Origin of the sequence: Methylobacterium iners (assembly GCF_022179305.1) — a bacterium.
GTDB lineage: Bacteria > Pseudomonadota > Alphaproteobacteria > Rhizobiales > Beijerinckiaceae > Methylobacterium > Methylobacterium iners.
Window position 1 is genome coordinate 34235 of sequence record NZ_BPQP01000049.1, and the last position, 13992, is coordinate 48226.

General features: G+C 68.3%; 17 protein-coding genes. 7 read left to right on the forward strand and 10 right to left on the reverse strand.

Annotated features, from left to right (window positions below; translation table 11 throughout):
- Window position 1: 1 nt before the first annotated feature.
- Both MFF55_RS15795 and MFF55_RS15800 read left to right on the forward strand, forming a co-directional pair.
- Window positions 2-757 (forward strand): response regulator transcription factor, encoded by a 756-nt coding sequence (locus tag MFF55_RS15795; RefSeq protein WP_238245059.1) that lies wholly within the window; start codon window positions 2-4, stop codon window positions 755-757.
- Window positions 758-945: 188 nt separating this feature from the next.
- A complete protein-coding gene (locus tag MFF55_RS15800) occupies window positions 946-1713 on the forward strand; it encodes an alpha/beta fold hydrolase (RefSeq protein WP_238245060.1) in 768 nt (255 codons plus the stop codon).
- Between the two features lie 8 nt (window positions 1714-1721).
- On the opposite strand, the gene MFF55_RS15805 is transcribed toward MFF55_RS15800, so the two are convergent.
- The 9 genes from MFF55_RS15805 to MFF55_RS15845 form a co-directional block, all read right to left on the reverse strand.
- Window positions 1722-2483 carry an ABC transporter permease gene (locus MFF55_RS15805; protein WP_238245061.1) on the reverse strand — a complete coding sequence of 254 codons (762 nt, stop codon included), beginning with the start codon at window positions 2481-2483 and terminating at the stop codon, window positions 1722-1724.
- On the reverse strand, window positions 2480-3406 hold the full coding sequence (locus MFF55_RS15810) for an ABC transporter ATP-binding protein (protein WP_238245062.1): 927 nt from the start codon (window positions 3404-3406) through the stop codon (window positions 2480-2482). Before MFF55_RS15810 ends, MFF55_RS15805 begins: the two co-directional genes overlap by 4 nt.
- Window positions 3407-3518: 112 nt before the next feature.
- Window positions 3519-4004: a F0F1 ATP synthase subunit B family protein gene (locus MFF55_RS15815; protein ID WP_238245169.1), complete on the reverse strand. Its 486-nt coding sequence runs from the start codon at window positions 4002-4004 to the stop codon at window positions 3519-3521.
- Between the two features lie 77 nt (window positions 4005-4081).
- Window positions 4082-4645 (reverse strand): F0F1 ATP synthase subunit B family protein, encoded by a 564-nt coding sequence (locus tag MFF55_RS15820; RefSeq protein WP_238245063.1) that lies wholly within the window; start codon window positions 4643-4645, stop codon window positions 4082-4084.
- Window positions 4646-4749: 104 nt separating this feature from the next.
- Window positions 4750-4977 carry a F0F1 ATP synthase subunit C gene (locus MFF55_RS15825; protein WP_238245064.1) on the reverse strand — a complete coding sequence of 76 codons (228 nt, stop codon included), beginning with the start codon at window positions 4975-4977 and terminating at the stop codon, window positions 4750-4752.
- An 85-nt stretch (window positions 4978-5062) separates the two neighbouring features.
- Window positions 5063-5818 (reverse strand): F0F1 ATP synthase subunit A, encoded by a 756-nt coding sequence (locus tag MFF55_RS15830; RefSeq protein ID WP_238245065.1) that lies wholly within the window; start codon window positions 5816-5818, stop codon window positions 5063-5065.
- An 88-nt stretch (window positions 5819-5906) separates the two neighbouring features.
- The gene (locus MFF55_RS15835) at window positions 5907-6269 is read right to left on the reverse strand and encodes an AtpZ/AtpI family protein (RefSeq protein WP_238245066.1); all 363 of its coding nucleotides are present in this window, start codon (window positions 6267-6269) and stop codon (window positions 5907-5909) included.
- A gap of 191 nt (window positions 6270-6460) precedes the next feature.
- Complete coding sequence (locus MFF55_RS15840; RefSeq protein WP_238245067.1) at window positions 6461-7114, reverse strand: thioredoxin domain-containing protein; 654 nt, start codon at window positions 7112-7114, stop codon at window positions 6461-6463.
- Between the two features lie 97 nt (window positions 7115-7211).
- Window positions 7212-7694: a DUF721 domain-containing protein gene (locus MFF55_RS15845; RefSeq protein ID WP_238245068.1), complete on the reverse strand. Its 483-nt coding sequence runs from the start codon at window positions 7692-7694 to the stop codon at window positions 7212-7214.
- Window positions 7695-7890: 196 nt separating this feature from the next.
- Here MFF55_RS15845 and mutY point away from each other — a divergent pair, with 196 nt between their 5' ends.
- Entirely contained in the window at window positions 7891-9189 is a 1299-nt protein-coding gene (gene mutY, locus MFF55_RS15850) for an A/G-specific adenine glycosylase (RefSeq protein WP_238245069.1), read from the forward strand.
- Between the two features lie 61 nt (window positions 9190-9250).
- On the opposite strand, the gene MFF55_RS15855 is transcribed toward mutY, so the two are convergent.
- Window positions 9251-10444: a site-specific DNA-methyltransferase gene (locus MFF55_RS15855; RefSeq protein ID WP_283206754.1), complete on the reverse strand. Its 1194-nt coding sequence runs from the start codon at window positions 10442-10444 to the stop codon at window positions 9251-9253.
- Between the two features lie 605 nt (window positions 10445-11049).
- On the opposite strand from MFF55_RS15855, the gene MFF55_RS15860 reads away from it, so the two are divergent.
- The 4 genes from MFF55_RS15860 to MFF55_RS15875 all read left to right on the forward strand — a co-directional run bounded on the left by MFF55_RS15860 (window position 11050) and on the right by MFF55_RS15875 (window position 13956).
- On the forward strand, window positions 11050-11394 hold the full coding sequence (locus tag MFF55_RS15860) for a septal ring lytic transglycosylase RlpA family protein (RefSeq protein ID WP_238245070.1): 345 nt from the start codon (window positions 11050-11052) through the stop codon (window positions 11392-11394).
- Between the two features lie 83 nt (window positions 11395-11477).
- Window positions 11478-11795 carry a polyhydroxyalkanoic acid system family protein gene (locus tag MFF55_RS15865; RefSeq protein ID WP_238245071.1) on the forward strand — a complete coding sequence of 106 codons (318 nt, stop codon included), beginning with the start codon at window positions 11478-11480 and terminating at the stop codon, window positions 11793-11795.
- Window positions 11796-11872: 77 nt separating this feature from the next.
- Entirely contained in the window at window positions 11873-12082 is a 210-nt protein-coding gene (locus tag MFF55_RS15870; RefSeq protein ID WP_238245072.1) for a hypothetical protein, read from the forward strand.
- A gap of 56 nt (window positions 12083-12138) precedes the next feature.
- Window positions 12139-13956, forward strand: a complete 1818-nt coding sequence (locus tag MFF55_RS15875; RefSeq protein ID WP_238245073.1) for an ATP-binding cassette domain-containing protein — start codon at window positions 12139-12141, stop codon at window positions 13954-13956.
- Window positions 13957-13992: the final 36 nt, after the last annotated feature.

The following is a 13992-nucleotide window of genomic DNA, read 5'->3' on the forward strand; positions in this document are numbered from 1 at the left end:
GATGGCCGTGAAGATGCTGCTCGTGGAGGACGACCGGCGTGTCGCCTCCTTCGTGGCGCGAGGGCTCGAGGCGGAGGGCTACGCCGTCGAACTCGCCCGCGATGGGCGGGAGGCGCTCGCGATGGCCCGCTCGAACCCCTACGACCTGATGATCCTCGACCGCATGATCCCGCACATCGACGGCCTGCAGGTGTGCAGGACGCTGCGGGAGGAGGGTTGCGAGAGCCGTATCCTCATGCTGACGGCGAAGGACGGCCTTCAGGACAAGATCGATGGGCTGACCGGCGGCGCGGACGATTACCTCACGAAGCCCTTCGCCTTCGACGAGTTTCTGGCGCGGATCACCGCGCTGATCCGTCGAAGCCGACAGGAAGCTAGGGCGACCGGGGCGCAAGCGCCGATGCTTTCCGTCGGCAACCTTCGGCTTGATGTCGGCGGCAAGCGGGCTTGGCGCGGCGACCGCGAGATCCCGCTCACCGGCCGGGAATACGCGCTTCTCGTCTACCTGATGGAGAACGCCGAGACCGTGGTCAGCCGGTCCCGGCTGCTCAGCGACGTCTGGAACCTCGGCTTCGACCCGGGCTCGAAGCTTGTGGACGTCTATATCCGGTATCTCAGGCGCAAGGTGGACCCGGACGGCGCTCCGCCGATGATCCGCACGGTCCGTGGCTTCGGCTACATGATCGCCGCCGCCAGCGAGGAGGCGGACTTGCCCGGCAACGGACCTTCGGAGAAGCCGACCGACGGCGAAGGATGACGTCCGGCGGCTAGGACACCCGTCCCGTGCACGCTGACTCGATGAAGCAACCTGTGTTAGGCGGGGGGCCGAACTCAGTCGCCGGTCTGCAACGCCGTCCGCCGAACCGTCGGCCCTCGGTCTTGGCGGGTCGCATTCGAAACCGGAAGGCGGTCGAGGACCGGCCCGTCCCGCACGCACGGATTTCCATGCAGAGCTTCGATTCCGACGGCGTCCGCATCGCCTACATCGACGTGCCGGCTGCGCAAGGCGCCGAGGGCGACCCGGTGCTGCTGATCCACGGCTTCGCCTCGAACCACCTGGTCAACTGGGTCAACACGCTCTGGGTGCGCAAGCTCTCCGAGGCCGGCTACCGTGCGATCGCCCTCGACAACCGCGGCCACGGCGAGAGCGAGAAGCTCTACGATCCGGAGGCCTACGGCTCCGACCTCATGGCCGGCGATGCACGCCGCCTTCTCGACCATCTCGGCATCGAGCGGGCGGACGTGATGGGCTACTCGATGGGTGCCCGGATCGGCGCCTTCCTCGCCCTCGACCATCCGGACCGGGTCCGGTCCCTGCTGCTCGGCGGCCTCGGGCTGCACCTCGTCGAGGGCCGGGGCCTGCCGGCGGGCATCGCGGAGGCCCTGGAAGCACCCGCCGGCGCGCCGGCGCCGAACCCGACGGCCGCGGCCTTCCGCACCTTCGCCGAGCAGACCAGGAGCGATCTGCGGGCGCTGGCCGCCTGCATGCGCGGCTCGCGCCAGACCCTCTCGCGGGCAGAGGTTTCGGGGATCGAGGTGCCGACGCTGGTCACCGTCGGGACCCTCGACACGGTCGCCGGCTCGGCGGCCGGCCTCGCCGCCCTGATGCCGGACGCCCGCACCCTCGAACTGCCGAACCGCGACCACAGCACGGCGGTGGGCGACAAGCTGCACCGGGAGGGCGTCCTCGCCTTCCTGGCGCAGCGGTCGTGAGCGCCGGCTCAGCTCTTCAGTCGGTATCCCGTACGGAAAATCCAGGTCACCGCCCCGAGGCAGAGGGCGAGGAACAGGAGCACCATTGCCAGGCTGATCCCGACGCCGACGTCGGCCGTGCCGAAGAAGCTCCAGCGGAAGCCGCTGATCAGGTAGACGACCGGGTTGACGAGGCTGAGGGTGCGCCAGAACGGCGGCAGCATGTCGATGGCGTAGAAGCTGCCGCCGAGGAAGGTCAGTGGCGTCACGATGAGGAGCGGCACGAGCTGCAGCCGCTCGAAACCGTCGGCCCAGAGGCCGATCAGGAAGCCGAACAGACTGAAGGTGACCGCCGTCAGGAGCAGGAAGGCGATCATCCAGACCGGATGCTCGATCCGCAGAGGCACGAACAGGGCCGCCGTGGCGAGGATGATCAGCCCGATCAGGATCGACTTGGAGGCCGCGGCGCCGACATAGCCGAGCACCACCTCCAGGGGCGAGACCGGGGCCGACAGGATCTCGTAGATCGTGCCCGCGAAGCGCGGGAAGTAGATGCCGAAGGAGGCGTTGGCGATGCTCTGGGTGAGCAGCGCCAGCATGATCAACCCCGGCACGATGAAGGCACCGTAGGGCACGCCGCCGATATCGGTGACGCGCCCGCCGATGGCCGCGCCGAACACCACGAAATAGAGCGAGGTCGAGAGCACGGGCGCCACGATGCTCTGCAGCGCCGTGCGCCAGAAGCGCGCCATCTCGAACCCGTAGATCGCCCGGACCGCCGGCCAGTTCATGCATCCTCCCGGACGAGGTCGACGAAGATTTCCTCCAGCGAGCTCTGGCTGGTGCGCAGGTCGCTGAAGGCGATTCCCGCTGCGGCGAGATCGGTGAGCAGAGCGGTGATACCGGTGGGCTCTCCCCTGGTATCGTAGGTGTAGACGAGCTCTCCGCCGCCGGCGGCGAGTTCGAGGCGGTGGCCGGAAAGCGCCGGAGGCACCTGCACCAAGGGACTCTGGAGCTGCAGGGTGAGCTGCTTGCGACCGAGCTTGCGCATGAGCTCGGCCTTCTCCTCCACCAGGATGATGCGGCCCTTTCGGATCACGCCGACGCGGTCGGCCATCTCCTCGGCCTCGTCGATGTAGTGCGTGGTCAAGATGATCGTGACACCCTGATCGCGCAAACCACGCACGAGCCGCCACATGTCCTGGCGCAGGGCCACGTCGACGCCGGCGGTCGGCTCGTCGAGGAAGAGGATGCGCGGCTCGTGGGCCAGCGCCTTGGCGATGAGCACCCGCCGCTTCATGCCGCCCGACAGGGTCATGATCCGGCTGTCGCGCTTGTCCCAGAGGGAAAGGTCGCGCAGCACGCGCTCGATATGGGCGGGATCGGGCTTCAGCCCGAACAGACCGCGGCTGAAGCTCGTCGTCGCCCAGACCGTCTCGAAGGCGTCGGTGGTGAGCTCCTGAGGCACGAGACCGATCGCCTTGCGGGCGGCACGGTAGTCTCGGGCGATATCGTGGCCGTCCACGAGGATGCGTCCCCCGCTTGGCGTGACGATCCCGCAGACGATGCTGATCAGGGTCGTCTTGCCCGCACCGTTCGGCCCGAGCAGGGCGAAGATCTCACCGCGCCGGATCTCGAGGTTCACGTCCGACAGGGCCGCGAGGCCCGAGGCATAGACCTTCGACAGGTTGGCGATGGAGACGATCGGCTGCATCGGGCCTCGGATGATGTCGACGGAACTTTCGCGGGGCGGCTATCGCCCAAGTCCGGAAATGAAAAAGCCGTCCTCGCGGGACGGCTTCATCGTCGATGGGAGCGACGCCCGCTCATGCCCGCAGACGGTTGCGCACCTCGCCGAGGCTGAGGCGGACGAGGTCCTGGGCCGCCTCGCCCTGCATGCGCTCCTTCAGGATGACCTCCGAGACCCGCACGGCGGCATCGGCCGCTGCCGAGCGGACCTGCGCCGTCGCCTGGACCTCGGCCTGCGCGATCTTGGCTTCGGCCGACTTGGTGCGGCGGGTGATGAACTCGTTGAGCCGGGCCTGGCCCTCGGCCGCGATGCGCTCGGCTTCCTCGCGGGCTCCCGCGACGATCGCCTCGGCCTCCTTCTCGGCCTCGGCGCGGCGGCGCTTGTAATCGGCCAGAACGCCGGCCGCCTCCTCGCGAAGGCGACGCGCCTCGTCGAGCTCGTTGCGCACGCGCTTGGCGCGGCCGTCGAGCCCCGCCGTGATCTGCTTGAAGCCGCCGACCTTCCAGACCACGACCATGAACAGGACGAAGGCGACGGCGACCCAGAATTCTGCTGTCAACAACATGCTCGTCGTCCCACGATCATCGAGGCATCGGGCCTTTCCGGGCCGGATGCGAAATCAATAAGCCGGATCGCCCGTCAGTGGGCGGTCGATGTCTTGTCGAGGGCCCGGTTCAGAGCGGCCTGGTCGGGGCTGTGGCCCGTCAGGCGCTCGACGATGGCAGACGCCGTCTCGGCGGCGATCCCGCGGACGCTGCCCATGGCCTCGGCGGTCCGCGACTTGATCGTCGCCTCGGAGGCGACCAAGCGCTCGTTGAGTTCGGCTTCCAGCGACTTGCGCCTGGCGTCCGTCTCTTGAGCGACGCTGTTGCGGGTGTCTGCGGAAATCGCGCGGGCCTTCGACTGGGCCTCGCTCAGGGCCCGCTCGTAGGCGGCACCCGCAGCCTCGGCCTCGGCCTTCATCCGGTGGGCCTCGTCCAGGTCACCGGACAGGCGCGTGGCGCGATCGTGCAGGATGCCCTGGATCCGGGGCAGCGCGATCTTGGCCATCAGGTAGTAGAGGAGCCCGAAGGCGAGGGCGAGCCAGATCAGCTGGGACAGGAAGGTATGGCTCTGGAACGGCGGAAAGCCGCCGCCATGCTCGGAATCCGGCACCACGACCGTGGCTTGGTTGGGGGCTGTCGGGGAGGCCGGCTGAGCCATGTCGTCCTTCGCTTAAACGTCGTGCGTGCAGAGGTCTCGGAACGCGGCCGGGCGGGAGCGACCCTCGGGTCCTCCGCCCGGCCGGTGCCGGCCGACCGTAGTGATCAGACAGCGAACAGGAGCAGGAGCGCGACGAGCAGCGAGAAGATGCCGAGCGCTTCCGTGAGGGCGAAGCCGAGGAGCAGGTTGCCGCGCTGGCCGTCGGCGGCAGACGGATTGCGCAGCGCGCCGGCGTAGAACTGGCCGAAGAGGTTGCCCAGGCCGATGGCGGCACCCGCCATTCCGAGACAGGCCAGGCCGGCGCCGATGAACTTGGCGGCTTGGGGATCCATGAGATGCTCCTAAAGGTCGTGCGTTCGTTGCGTGGAGAGAACCGGCCGCGAGCGCGGACCGGGGACGGAAAGGGTTGACCCGCCGCTAGTGGCCGGGATGCAGGGCGTCGCTGAGATAGATCGAGGCGAGCGTCGCGAAGACGTAGGCCTGCAATCCGGCGACCAGGAATTCGAGGGCGGTGACGGCGATGCTGAGCGCCAGCGGCAGCGGGGAGATGATCCCCCAGGCGCCGGCGGCGAGCAGCGCCGGCACGAAGCCCGCGAAGATCTTGAGGGCGATGTGGCCGGCGAGCACGTTCGCGAAGAGACGAACCGCGAGGCTGATCGGCCGCGAGATGAAGGAGACGATCTCGATCGCGACGATCATCGGCATCAGCCAGCCGGGCACGCCCGACGGCACGAACACCTTCAGGAAGCCGGTGCCGTGCGCCATGAAGCCGTAGACGATGACGGTGCCGATCACGAGGAGCGCCAGCGCGAAGGTGACGATTATGTGGCTCGTGACCGCGAAGGCGTAGGGGATCATGCCGAGCATGTTCAGCACGAGCACGAACATGAACAGCGAGAAGATCAGCGGCATGAAGCGCTCGCTGCCGTGGCCGGCGGATTGGCGCAGGGTCGAGCCGATGAAGTCGTAGAAGATCTCGGCCATGGACTGCATGCGGCCGGGCACCACCGACCGGTTCGCGGTAGCGACGATGGTGATGAGCGCGATGATCCCCACCGCCGAGAACATGTAGAGGGCCGATTGCGTGAACGCGATCTCTTGGTTGCCGATATGACCGAACGAAACCAGCGGCTTCAGCTCGAACTGGTGGATCGGATCCATCTTTACGGCCATTGCCGCTCCCGCCCTTCTGACACCCGACGCGAACCGCGCCCGCCACCCTCATCGACCGCCGCGCGGCGGTCCACCGATCCGGCTCCCCTCAGGGATCGCGGTTCTTCGTCGGCGCCCTGGGCAACGAGCCCGAGACACGCATGACGTTGTAGATGCCGGTCGCGAAGCCCAGCATCAGCAGGACGATCATCCCCCAGGGTTTCGTCCCGAGGTAATGATCAAACATCCAGCCGAGAATGCCCCCGGCGATAACGCCCGCGATGAACTCCGTCGAGAGCCGCATCGCCTGGCCGAGGGGTGAAGGCCCTCCGGCCGATCCCGAACGCGACGAATGAGCGGGAGAGGCCTCGGGCCGCTTCCGTTCAATCTTCGTCTCAAGACTTTTGAGCCTCGCGGAGAGATCGCCGTCCCGGTCCTTCCCGCCTCCACCGTCCGCGTCGCTGCCATTCATGGCGACGACCCACACCGACGAAATGCGAGGGAACCTCGGGGCGACACCCCCAAAGCGCGGCGCACCATAGTTTCGCCCAACCAGGGTGTCAAGGCAAGCCCTGCATCCATTAAGTGTTTGCGGGAAATGCGAAAACCGGCTTTCCTGAAAGTCCGGGACGGCGAGTTTCCCGCTTTGCGCATGAGGGGCGATCAGGCGCCGAGGATGGGCTTGATCACCTTCTCCATGCCCTCGATCGACATCTCGCCCTTGTAGCGCTCGCCGTTGATGAAGAAGGTCGGCGTGGAATCGACCTTGTAGGTCTCGAGGCCGCGCTGCTTCACGGCGTTCACGGCCTTGTAGATGTCCTGATTCTTGAGGCAGCTCTCGAACTTCTCCTTCGAGTAGCCGGCTTGGCGCAGCATCTGCTCCAGCGCGTCGATCGGCTTCTGCGGCTCGCGGACATAGGCCCAGCCCGCCTGCTGATCGAAGAGCAGGTCCGTAATGGGGTAGTATTTCGCCTCCCCATCGCAGCGTGCCAGCATGAAGGCGGCCGTCGCCAGCGGATCGAGGGGGAACTCGCGCAGGGTGAAGCGGACCTTGCCCGTGTCGATGTAGCGTTCCTTGAGCGCAGGCCAGGTGTTCTTGTGGAAGGCGGCACAGTGCGAGCAGGTCATCGAGGCGTATTCGATGATCGTGACCTTCGCGTCCTTCGGCCCGAGCCAGACGTCGCCGAGCGGGCCCGGCTCCATCAGCGTCGAAAGGTTGGCCTCCTGCGCGATGGCCTCCAGCGAGAGGTGCGGCAGCAGGGCGGCCGCGCCGACGGCGAGACCGGTGAGTTTGATTGCGTCGCGCCGGGTGATCATGGAGGTGACGGGCTCCGTTCGCGGAAAGTCCGAGATTTCCACTGCGGTAGAATCCTCGCGCACGCCTGACAAGCCGTTAGACCGCCGCGGGCGCCGCTCAGCGCTTCGAATCGGCGGCGACCGCGATGCCGAAACGGTCGAGCGCCTCCCGGAGCGCCGCGTCCTCGATCTTGGACACGGCGAGCGCCACCTCACCCCGCTGCACCGGGTCCAACGGCGGCGGCGCGGCCTTGCGGGCGCCACCGCCGATCCGACCCTGACGCATGACGATGCGGCCGACGCAGGCCCAGCCGTAATGCGCATTGATCCGCTCGATCACGATGGGGCCGAGATGCTGCAGCTCGAGGGCGAACGCGCCGTCCACCCGGACCACCAGCGTGCCGGGCTCGGGACGTGCCTCCTCGTCCCGCCGGCGCCGGCGCGGCCATTCCAGCTTCGAGGGCTGGCAGTGTCGGGCGAGGCGCTCGCCGACGATCTCCGGCCAGGCCGCGAGGATGTCGGTCGAGGCGAAGCCCTGGGCCGCGAAGGACGGACCGATGCAGGCCTCGACCAGATCGGCGAGCGGTTTGACACGCGCCATGCGCTTCACACGTTCCTCCAGATGCGGATGCCGAGCATACGATGCCGGCGCGTCGTCACAAACCGGCACCGGGCCGACATCCTCCGCGAGAGGTCCTGCCCGGCGGCAACGGGCATTTTTTCTCGCAGCAGATGCGACGAGCGGTCGAGCGTAACGCCTTTGCCGGACCTGGCGCTGCTTGTAAGGACGGGCGCCCATGCCCACCCCCGATCCCAGGCCCAAGGCCGCAGACCTCCTCGTGTGGTACGACCGGCACCGCCGCGTCCTGCCCTGGCGAGCGCTCCCCGGCGAGACGCCGGACCCCTACCGCGTCTGGCTCTCGGAGGTGATGCTGCAGCAGACGACGATCGCGGCGGTGAAGCCCTACTTCGCCCGGTTCCTGGAGCGGTTCCCGACCCTGCAGGCGCTGGCGCTGGCGCCCGAGGAGACCGTGATGTCGACCTGGGCCGGACTGGGCTACTACTCGCGGGCGCGCAACCTCCATGCCTGCGCCAAGGCGGTCGCGGCCGCGGGCGGGTTTCCGGACGATGCCAAGGGCCTGCGGCGCCTGCCCGGCATCGGCGCCTACACGGCCGGGGCCATCGCGGCGATCGCCTTCGACCGGCAGGAAGCCGCGGTCGACGGCAATGTCGAGCGGGTGGTGACCCGCCTGTTCGCTATCGAGACGCCGCTGCCGGCGGCCCGGCCGGCGATCCGGGCGCTCACCCAGGACCTCGTGCCGGCCGACCGACCCGGTGATTTCGCGCAAGCCGTAATGGATCTCGGCGCCACGATCTGCACCGTGAAGCGCCCGGCTTGCGCGCTCTGCCCCTGGATGGCGCCCTGCCAGGCGCGGGCGCTCGGCCTCCAGGAGACGTTTCCGCGCAAGGTGAAGAAGGTTCCCGGCGTGTTGAGGCGCGGCGCCGCCTTCGTCGCGATCCGCGGCGGCGACGAAGCGGTACTGCTGCGGACGCGCCCGGCCGAGGGCCTGCTCGGCGCGATGGCCGAGCCGCCGACGAGCGAATGGACGGCCGATTACGATCCGGCCCGGGCCCTGCTCGATGCGCCCCTCGACGCGCGCTGGCGGCGCCTGCCGGGGATCGTGCATCACGGCTTCACGCATTTTCCGCTTGATCTGACGGTCTTTCTTGCCCGCGTCGGCCTCGGCACCGTCGCGCCGGAGGGGATGCGCTTCACACCGCGCCGCGACCTCGCCGAGGAGCCGCTGCCCGGAGTGATGAAGAAGGTGCTGGCCCACGCCTTCGACCCAAAGCCCGAGGCGCCGAAAGCGCCCCGCGGCCGTCCGAAGAAACCTCCGGCCGCCGCGCCTCTCCTCGACGAGCCTGAACCACCTGAACCCGAGCCGGCCCCAAGGCTCCGGCCGGTGCCGAAGCCGCTGCCGCGGGTCATCGCTGCAACGGAGCCGGATGACGAGACCAGCGAAGCCCCGCCTGCGCACAACGCTGCGCCGCGCAAACGTTCCGTCGCCAAACGCCCGGCATCGCGCAAGCGCTGATCACCCCCGGCCTTGAGCGCCGCCCCTCGCGAAGAGAGGCGGCGCTCGACCGAGAAGCCGATCAGGCAGCCCCGGCCATCGCGGCGCGCATCTTGCCACGGAAAACGTCGATCACGACCGGCTTGCCCGCCCGGGTCGCGTGCCAGAAGTCCCAGCCGTTGCAGGCGGGAAGCCCCTGGACCAGCGCGCCGATCTTGTGGATCGAGCCGGAAGCCGGGCCGACCATCAGGGTGCCGTCGGGCCGTACGATCGCCGAATGGCGGCCGCGGGCATCGGTCAGGGTCTCGCCGGCGCGGATGTGACCGGCCTCGATCACGCTCAAGAAGGCGACGCGCGGCTCGGCGCGCTTCGTGGGCGCGACGAGGAGCGCGGCCGTCGAGAGCGGCTCGACCGCCGCGATGCGCGCGCGGGCGGCATCGGCGTAGACGGTCTCGCGCTCGATGCCGATGAAGCGGCGGCCGAGGCGCTTGGCGACCGCACCCGTGGTGCCGGTGCCGAAGAACGGGTCGAGGATCACGTCGCCGGGATTGGTGGCCGACAGGATCGTGCGGGCAAGCAGAGCCTCGGGCTTCTGGGTCGGATGAACCTTCTGGCCGTCGGCGCCCTTCAGGCGCTCGTCGCCGGTGCAGAGCGGGATGAACCAGTCCGAGCGCATCTGGACGTCGTCGTTGCCGCCCTTCAGCGCCTCGTAATGGAAGGTGTAGCCCTTCGAGTCCGCCGAGCGCGAGGCCCAGATCAGGGTCTCGTGGGCGTTGGTGAAGCGCTTGCCCCGGAAGTTCGGCATCGGGTTGGCCTTGCGCCAGACAATGTCGTTCAGGATCCAGAAGCCGAGGTCCTGCAGCACCGTGCCGACCCGGAAGATGTTGTGATAGGAGCCGATCACCCAGAGCGTGGCGTTCGGTTTCATCACGCGGCGCGCGGCGGCGAGCCAGGCGCGGCTGAACTCGTCGTATTGGGCGAAGCTCGAGAACTGGTCCCACGCGTCGTCGACGGCGTCGACGCGGCTGTGGTCGGGGCGCAGGAGCGCGCCCTCGCCGAGCTGGAGATTGTAGGGCGGATCCGCGAAGACGCAGTCGACGCTGGCCGGCGGCAACGCGTTCATGGCGGCGATGCAGTCGCCGACGAGGATCTCATCGAGGGGGAGACGCTGGACGGAGGGTACGAGACCCATCCGCGGCGCCGACACGAGCCGCCCGGTACGCGAGACTTTATTCCGGGCGGCGGTGCCGGCGACCGCGGTACGCGGGGAAGCCATGGCAAACACCGGTTACGCGACTGACAACGCGACTCTGGCCCCGTTAGGGTAAAGGCCGGGTTGCCAGAGCCGGGAAAATGCGTCTCGATTTGGGGCTGCAGATTTTGCCTAGGCAATAGATCCAAGTATAAACCCGTAATTCGGTTTGCAATCGAATACGCATACTTATAATTCCGGCAGACACTGCTTGTTTTAAGCTCGTCTCACTGAACTCTTGCTCTGACGCACCTCGCGGGGTCCAAGCGCTGAGCGTTAAGGATGGGAAACGACGCTCCTCGGTGACGCGACGCGCCGAAAGTTCCCGATTGCGAGCAGGGCAGGGTTTCGCGAGACGCAGGGCGGCGGTGCGAGCGCAGGCACCGCCGCTCGGCGTGCCCTCTCGTGAATGCCTTCGAAGTCTGTACCGGGCGGGGAGCAATCCGCCTCGGCAATGTATTTCGAAGTAATAAGTACTTATTCGTCCTGCAGTTGTATAGAGCAAGCTATATCCGCCAAAAACGTGACAAGCTCTGCCATATTCATCTTGTCTCATTTTGGCCGTCATTGGCTTCATTTTCCGCACCCGTTGCACAAGCCTATTAAGGCGCAAGGGAATGCGAATGAACATGAAGCCTGTCCGTACCGTCGCTGTTCTCGGCACCGCCCTCACGCTCGCCTCGATCGGCCTCCCAGCCATGGCGCAGACCGGCGCGGCCTCCTGGTATGCGAGCGGCTCGCGCACGGCGAATGGCGAGCGCTTCAACCCCAACGGCATGACGGCCGCCCATCGCACGCTGCCCTTCGGCACTCGCGTGCGCGTGCACAACACCAGCACCGGCCGCTCGGTCGTGGTCCGCATCAACGATCGCGGCCCCTTCGCGCATGGGCGCATCATCGATCTCGCCCGCGGCTCGGCTCGGGCGCTCGGCATGGGCGGCGTGGCGAAGGTCGCCTTGACCGTCGTCGACTGAGCCATCCGCTACCGGCCGGCGTTGTTCGTCCGGCGGTCGGCACCACATGGGGTGCTCGAAAGCTAAGGGGCTCTGGTGACACGATGCCGAAACCGCTGATCGTCGAACTTCCGCACGAGCTTGGCCCTGTCGAGGCCAGGCGCCGCATTGCGGAGGGGCTGGACCAGATGAAGGGCATGCTCCTCAAGGCCGGCGTCGCCGTCGACTCCATGGCCTGGACCGGCGATCGCCTCGACTTCGCGGTCGCGGCCATGGGTCAGAAGGTCGACGGTCAGGTCGACGTGCGGCCCGAGACGGTACGCATCGAGGTGCGGCTTCCGCTGCTCCTCGCTCTCTTCGCGCAAAAGATCCAGAAGTCGATCGGCAAGGAGGGCGGCAACCTCCTCCTGACGAAGAAGTAGTACGGAGCGGCGTGCGGAACCGGCCTTTGCGGCCATCCGTTTCGTTGGCGTAATCCTTGAGCTTCGCGAGGCGGCGCATGGCAAATCCCGGTCCGATTCCTGAGGCGCCGGTCCCCGAGACGCCCTACGAGCCGCCGCACACGCCGATTCCGAGCCCTGGCCCCGAGATTCCGGGGGAAACCCCGGTGGAAGCGCCGGGCGGACGACCGGCCGAGATCCCGATCAACGATCCCGGCACCTCGCCGCAGATCACGCCCGATCCCTCGCCAACGGGGCCGGTGGCGTAAGGTCCGTACGCCCAGCGGATTTGTTCGCGCCGCACGGCGCTGCCATAAGCCGGCGCATGGCCGCCCCACCGCTCCTGACCCTGCAAGACGTCGCGCTCACCTTCGGCGGCACCCCGCTGATCGAGGAGGCCGCGATCGCGATCTCGCCGGGCGAGCGGGCCTGCCTCGTCGGCCGCAACGGCTCGGGCAAGTCGACGCTGCTCAAGATCGCGGCGGGGCTCCTCGAGCCCGACCGCGGGGTGCGCTTCCTGCAGCCCGGCACCACCATCCGCTATCTCGCGCAGGAGCCCGACTTCTCAGGCTTCGAGACGACGCTCGGCTTCGTCGAGGCGGGCCTGATGGGCGGCGACGATCATTACCGGGCGCGCTACCTCCTTGAGAGCCTCGGGCTTACCGGCGCGGAGGACCCGACGAATCTGTCGGGCGGGGAGGGGCGGCGCGCGGCGCTCGCCCAGGCGCTCGCGCCCGAGCCCGATATCCTCATGCTCGACGAGCCGACCAACCATCTCGATCTGCCGGCGATCGAGTGGCTCGAAGCCGAGCTCAAGGGCAGCCGCTCGGCTCTCGTCCTCATCAGCCACGATCGGCGCTTTCTCTCGGCCCTGTCGCGCAGCACGGTCTGGCTCGACCGCGGCGTCACGCGCCGGATCGAGCAGGGTTTCTCGGGCTTCGAGGCCTGGCGCGACGCCTTCCTCGAAGAGGAGGAGCGCGACCGACACAAGCTCGACCGCAAGATCGCGGACGAGGAGCATTGGTTGCGCTACGGCGTCACCGCCCGGCGCAAGCGCAACGTCCGCCGGCTCGGCAACCTGCATGCCCTGCGCAAGGAGCGGCGCGAGGACCGGCGCCCCGTCGGCACGGCGACGCTGAACTCCACCGAGGCGGACGCGTCGGGCGCGCTGGTGGTCGAGGCCAAGCAGATCGGCAAAGCCTACGGCGACCGCCGGATCGTGGACGACCTCTCGCTCCGGGTCATGCGGGGGGACCGCCTCGGCATCGTCGGCGCGAACGGGGCGGGCAAGACCACGCTCATCAACCTGCTGACCGGGAGCCTCGCGCCCGATACCGGCACGGTCAGGCTCGGCACGAACCTGCGCATGACGCTGCTCGACCAGGCCCGCGCGGTGCTCGAACCCGGCATGACCGTCACCGACGTCCTCACCGGTGGTCGGGGCGACAGCGTGACGGTGGGCGGCGTCAGCCGCCACGTGATCGGCTACCTCAAGGATTTCTTGTTCGCGCCCGAACAGGCGCGGACGCCCGTCAGCGTGCTCTCGGGCGGCGAGCGCAACCGCCTCCTCATCGCCCGTGCGCTGGCGCAGGCCTCGAACCTCCTCGTCCTCGACGAGCCGACGAACGACCTCGACCTCGAGACCCTCGACCTCCTTCAGGAGATGCTGACCGAGTACGCCGGAACCCTGATCCTGGTGAGCCACGACCGTGACTTCCTCGACCGGGTGGTGGGCAGCGTGCTGGTCAGCGAGGGCGAGGGCCGCTGGGTCGAGTATGCCGGCGGCTACAGCGATATGGTCGCCCAGCGCGGGGAGGGGATTGCGGCCCGCAAGGCCGCGCAGGGACCGAAGGCCGAGAAGGCGAGGCCGGAGCGGTTGGAGGCCTCCGGCGCCCGCCCCATCCGAGCCAAGCTCGGCTTCAAGGACCAGCACGAGCTGAAGACGCTGCCGGAGCGGATCGCCAAGCTCGAGGCGGGGATCGAGCGTCTGCGCGCGGTGCTCGCCGACCCGCAGCTCTACGCCCGCGACCCGGCCCGATTCGAGAAGGCCTCGGGCCTTCTCGCCCAGGCCGAGACCGAGCTTGCCGAGGCCGAGGATCGCTGGCTGGCCCTGGAAATGCTGCGGGAGGAAGCGGAGGGCTGAGCCGCACAGCCTTCATGATGCCGTGAAGTTGAGGCC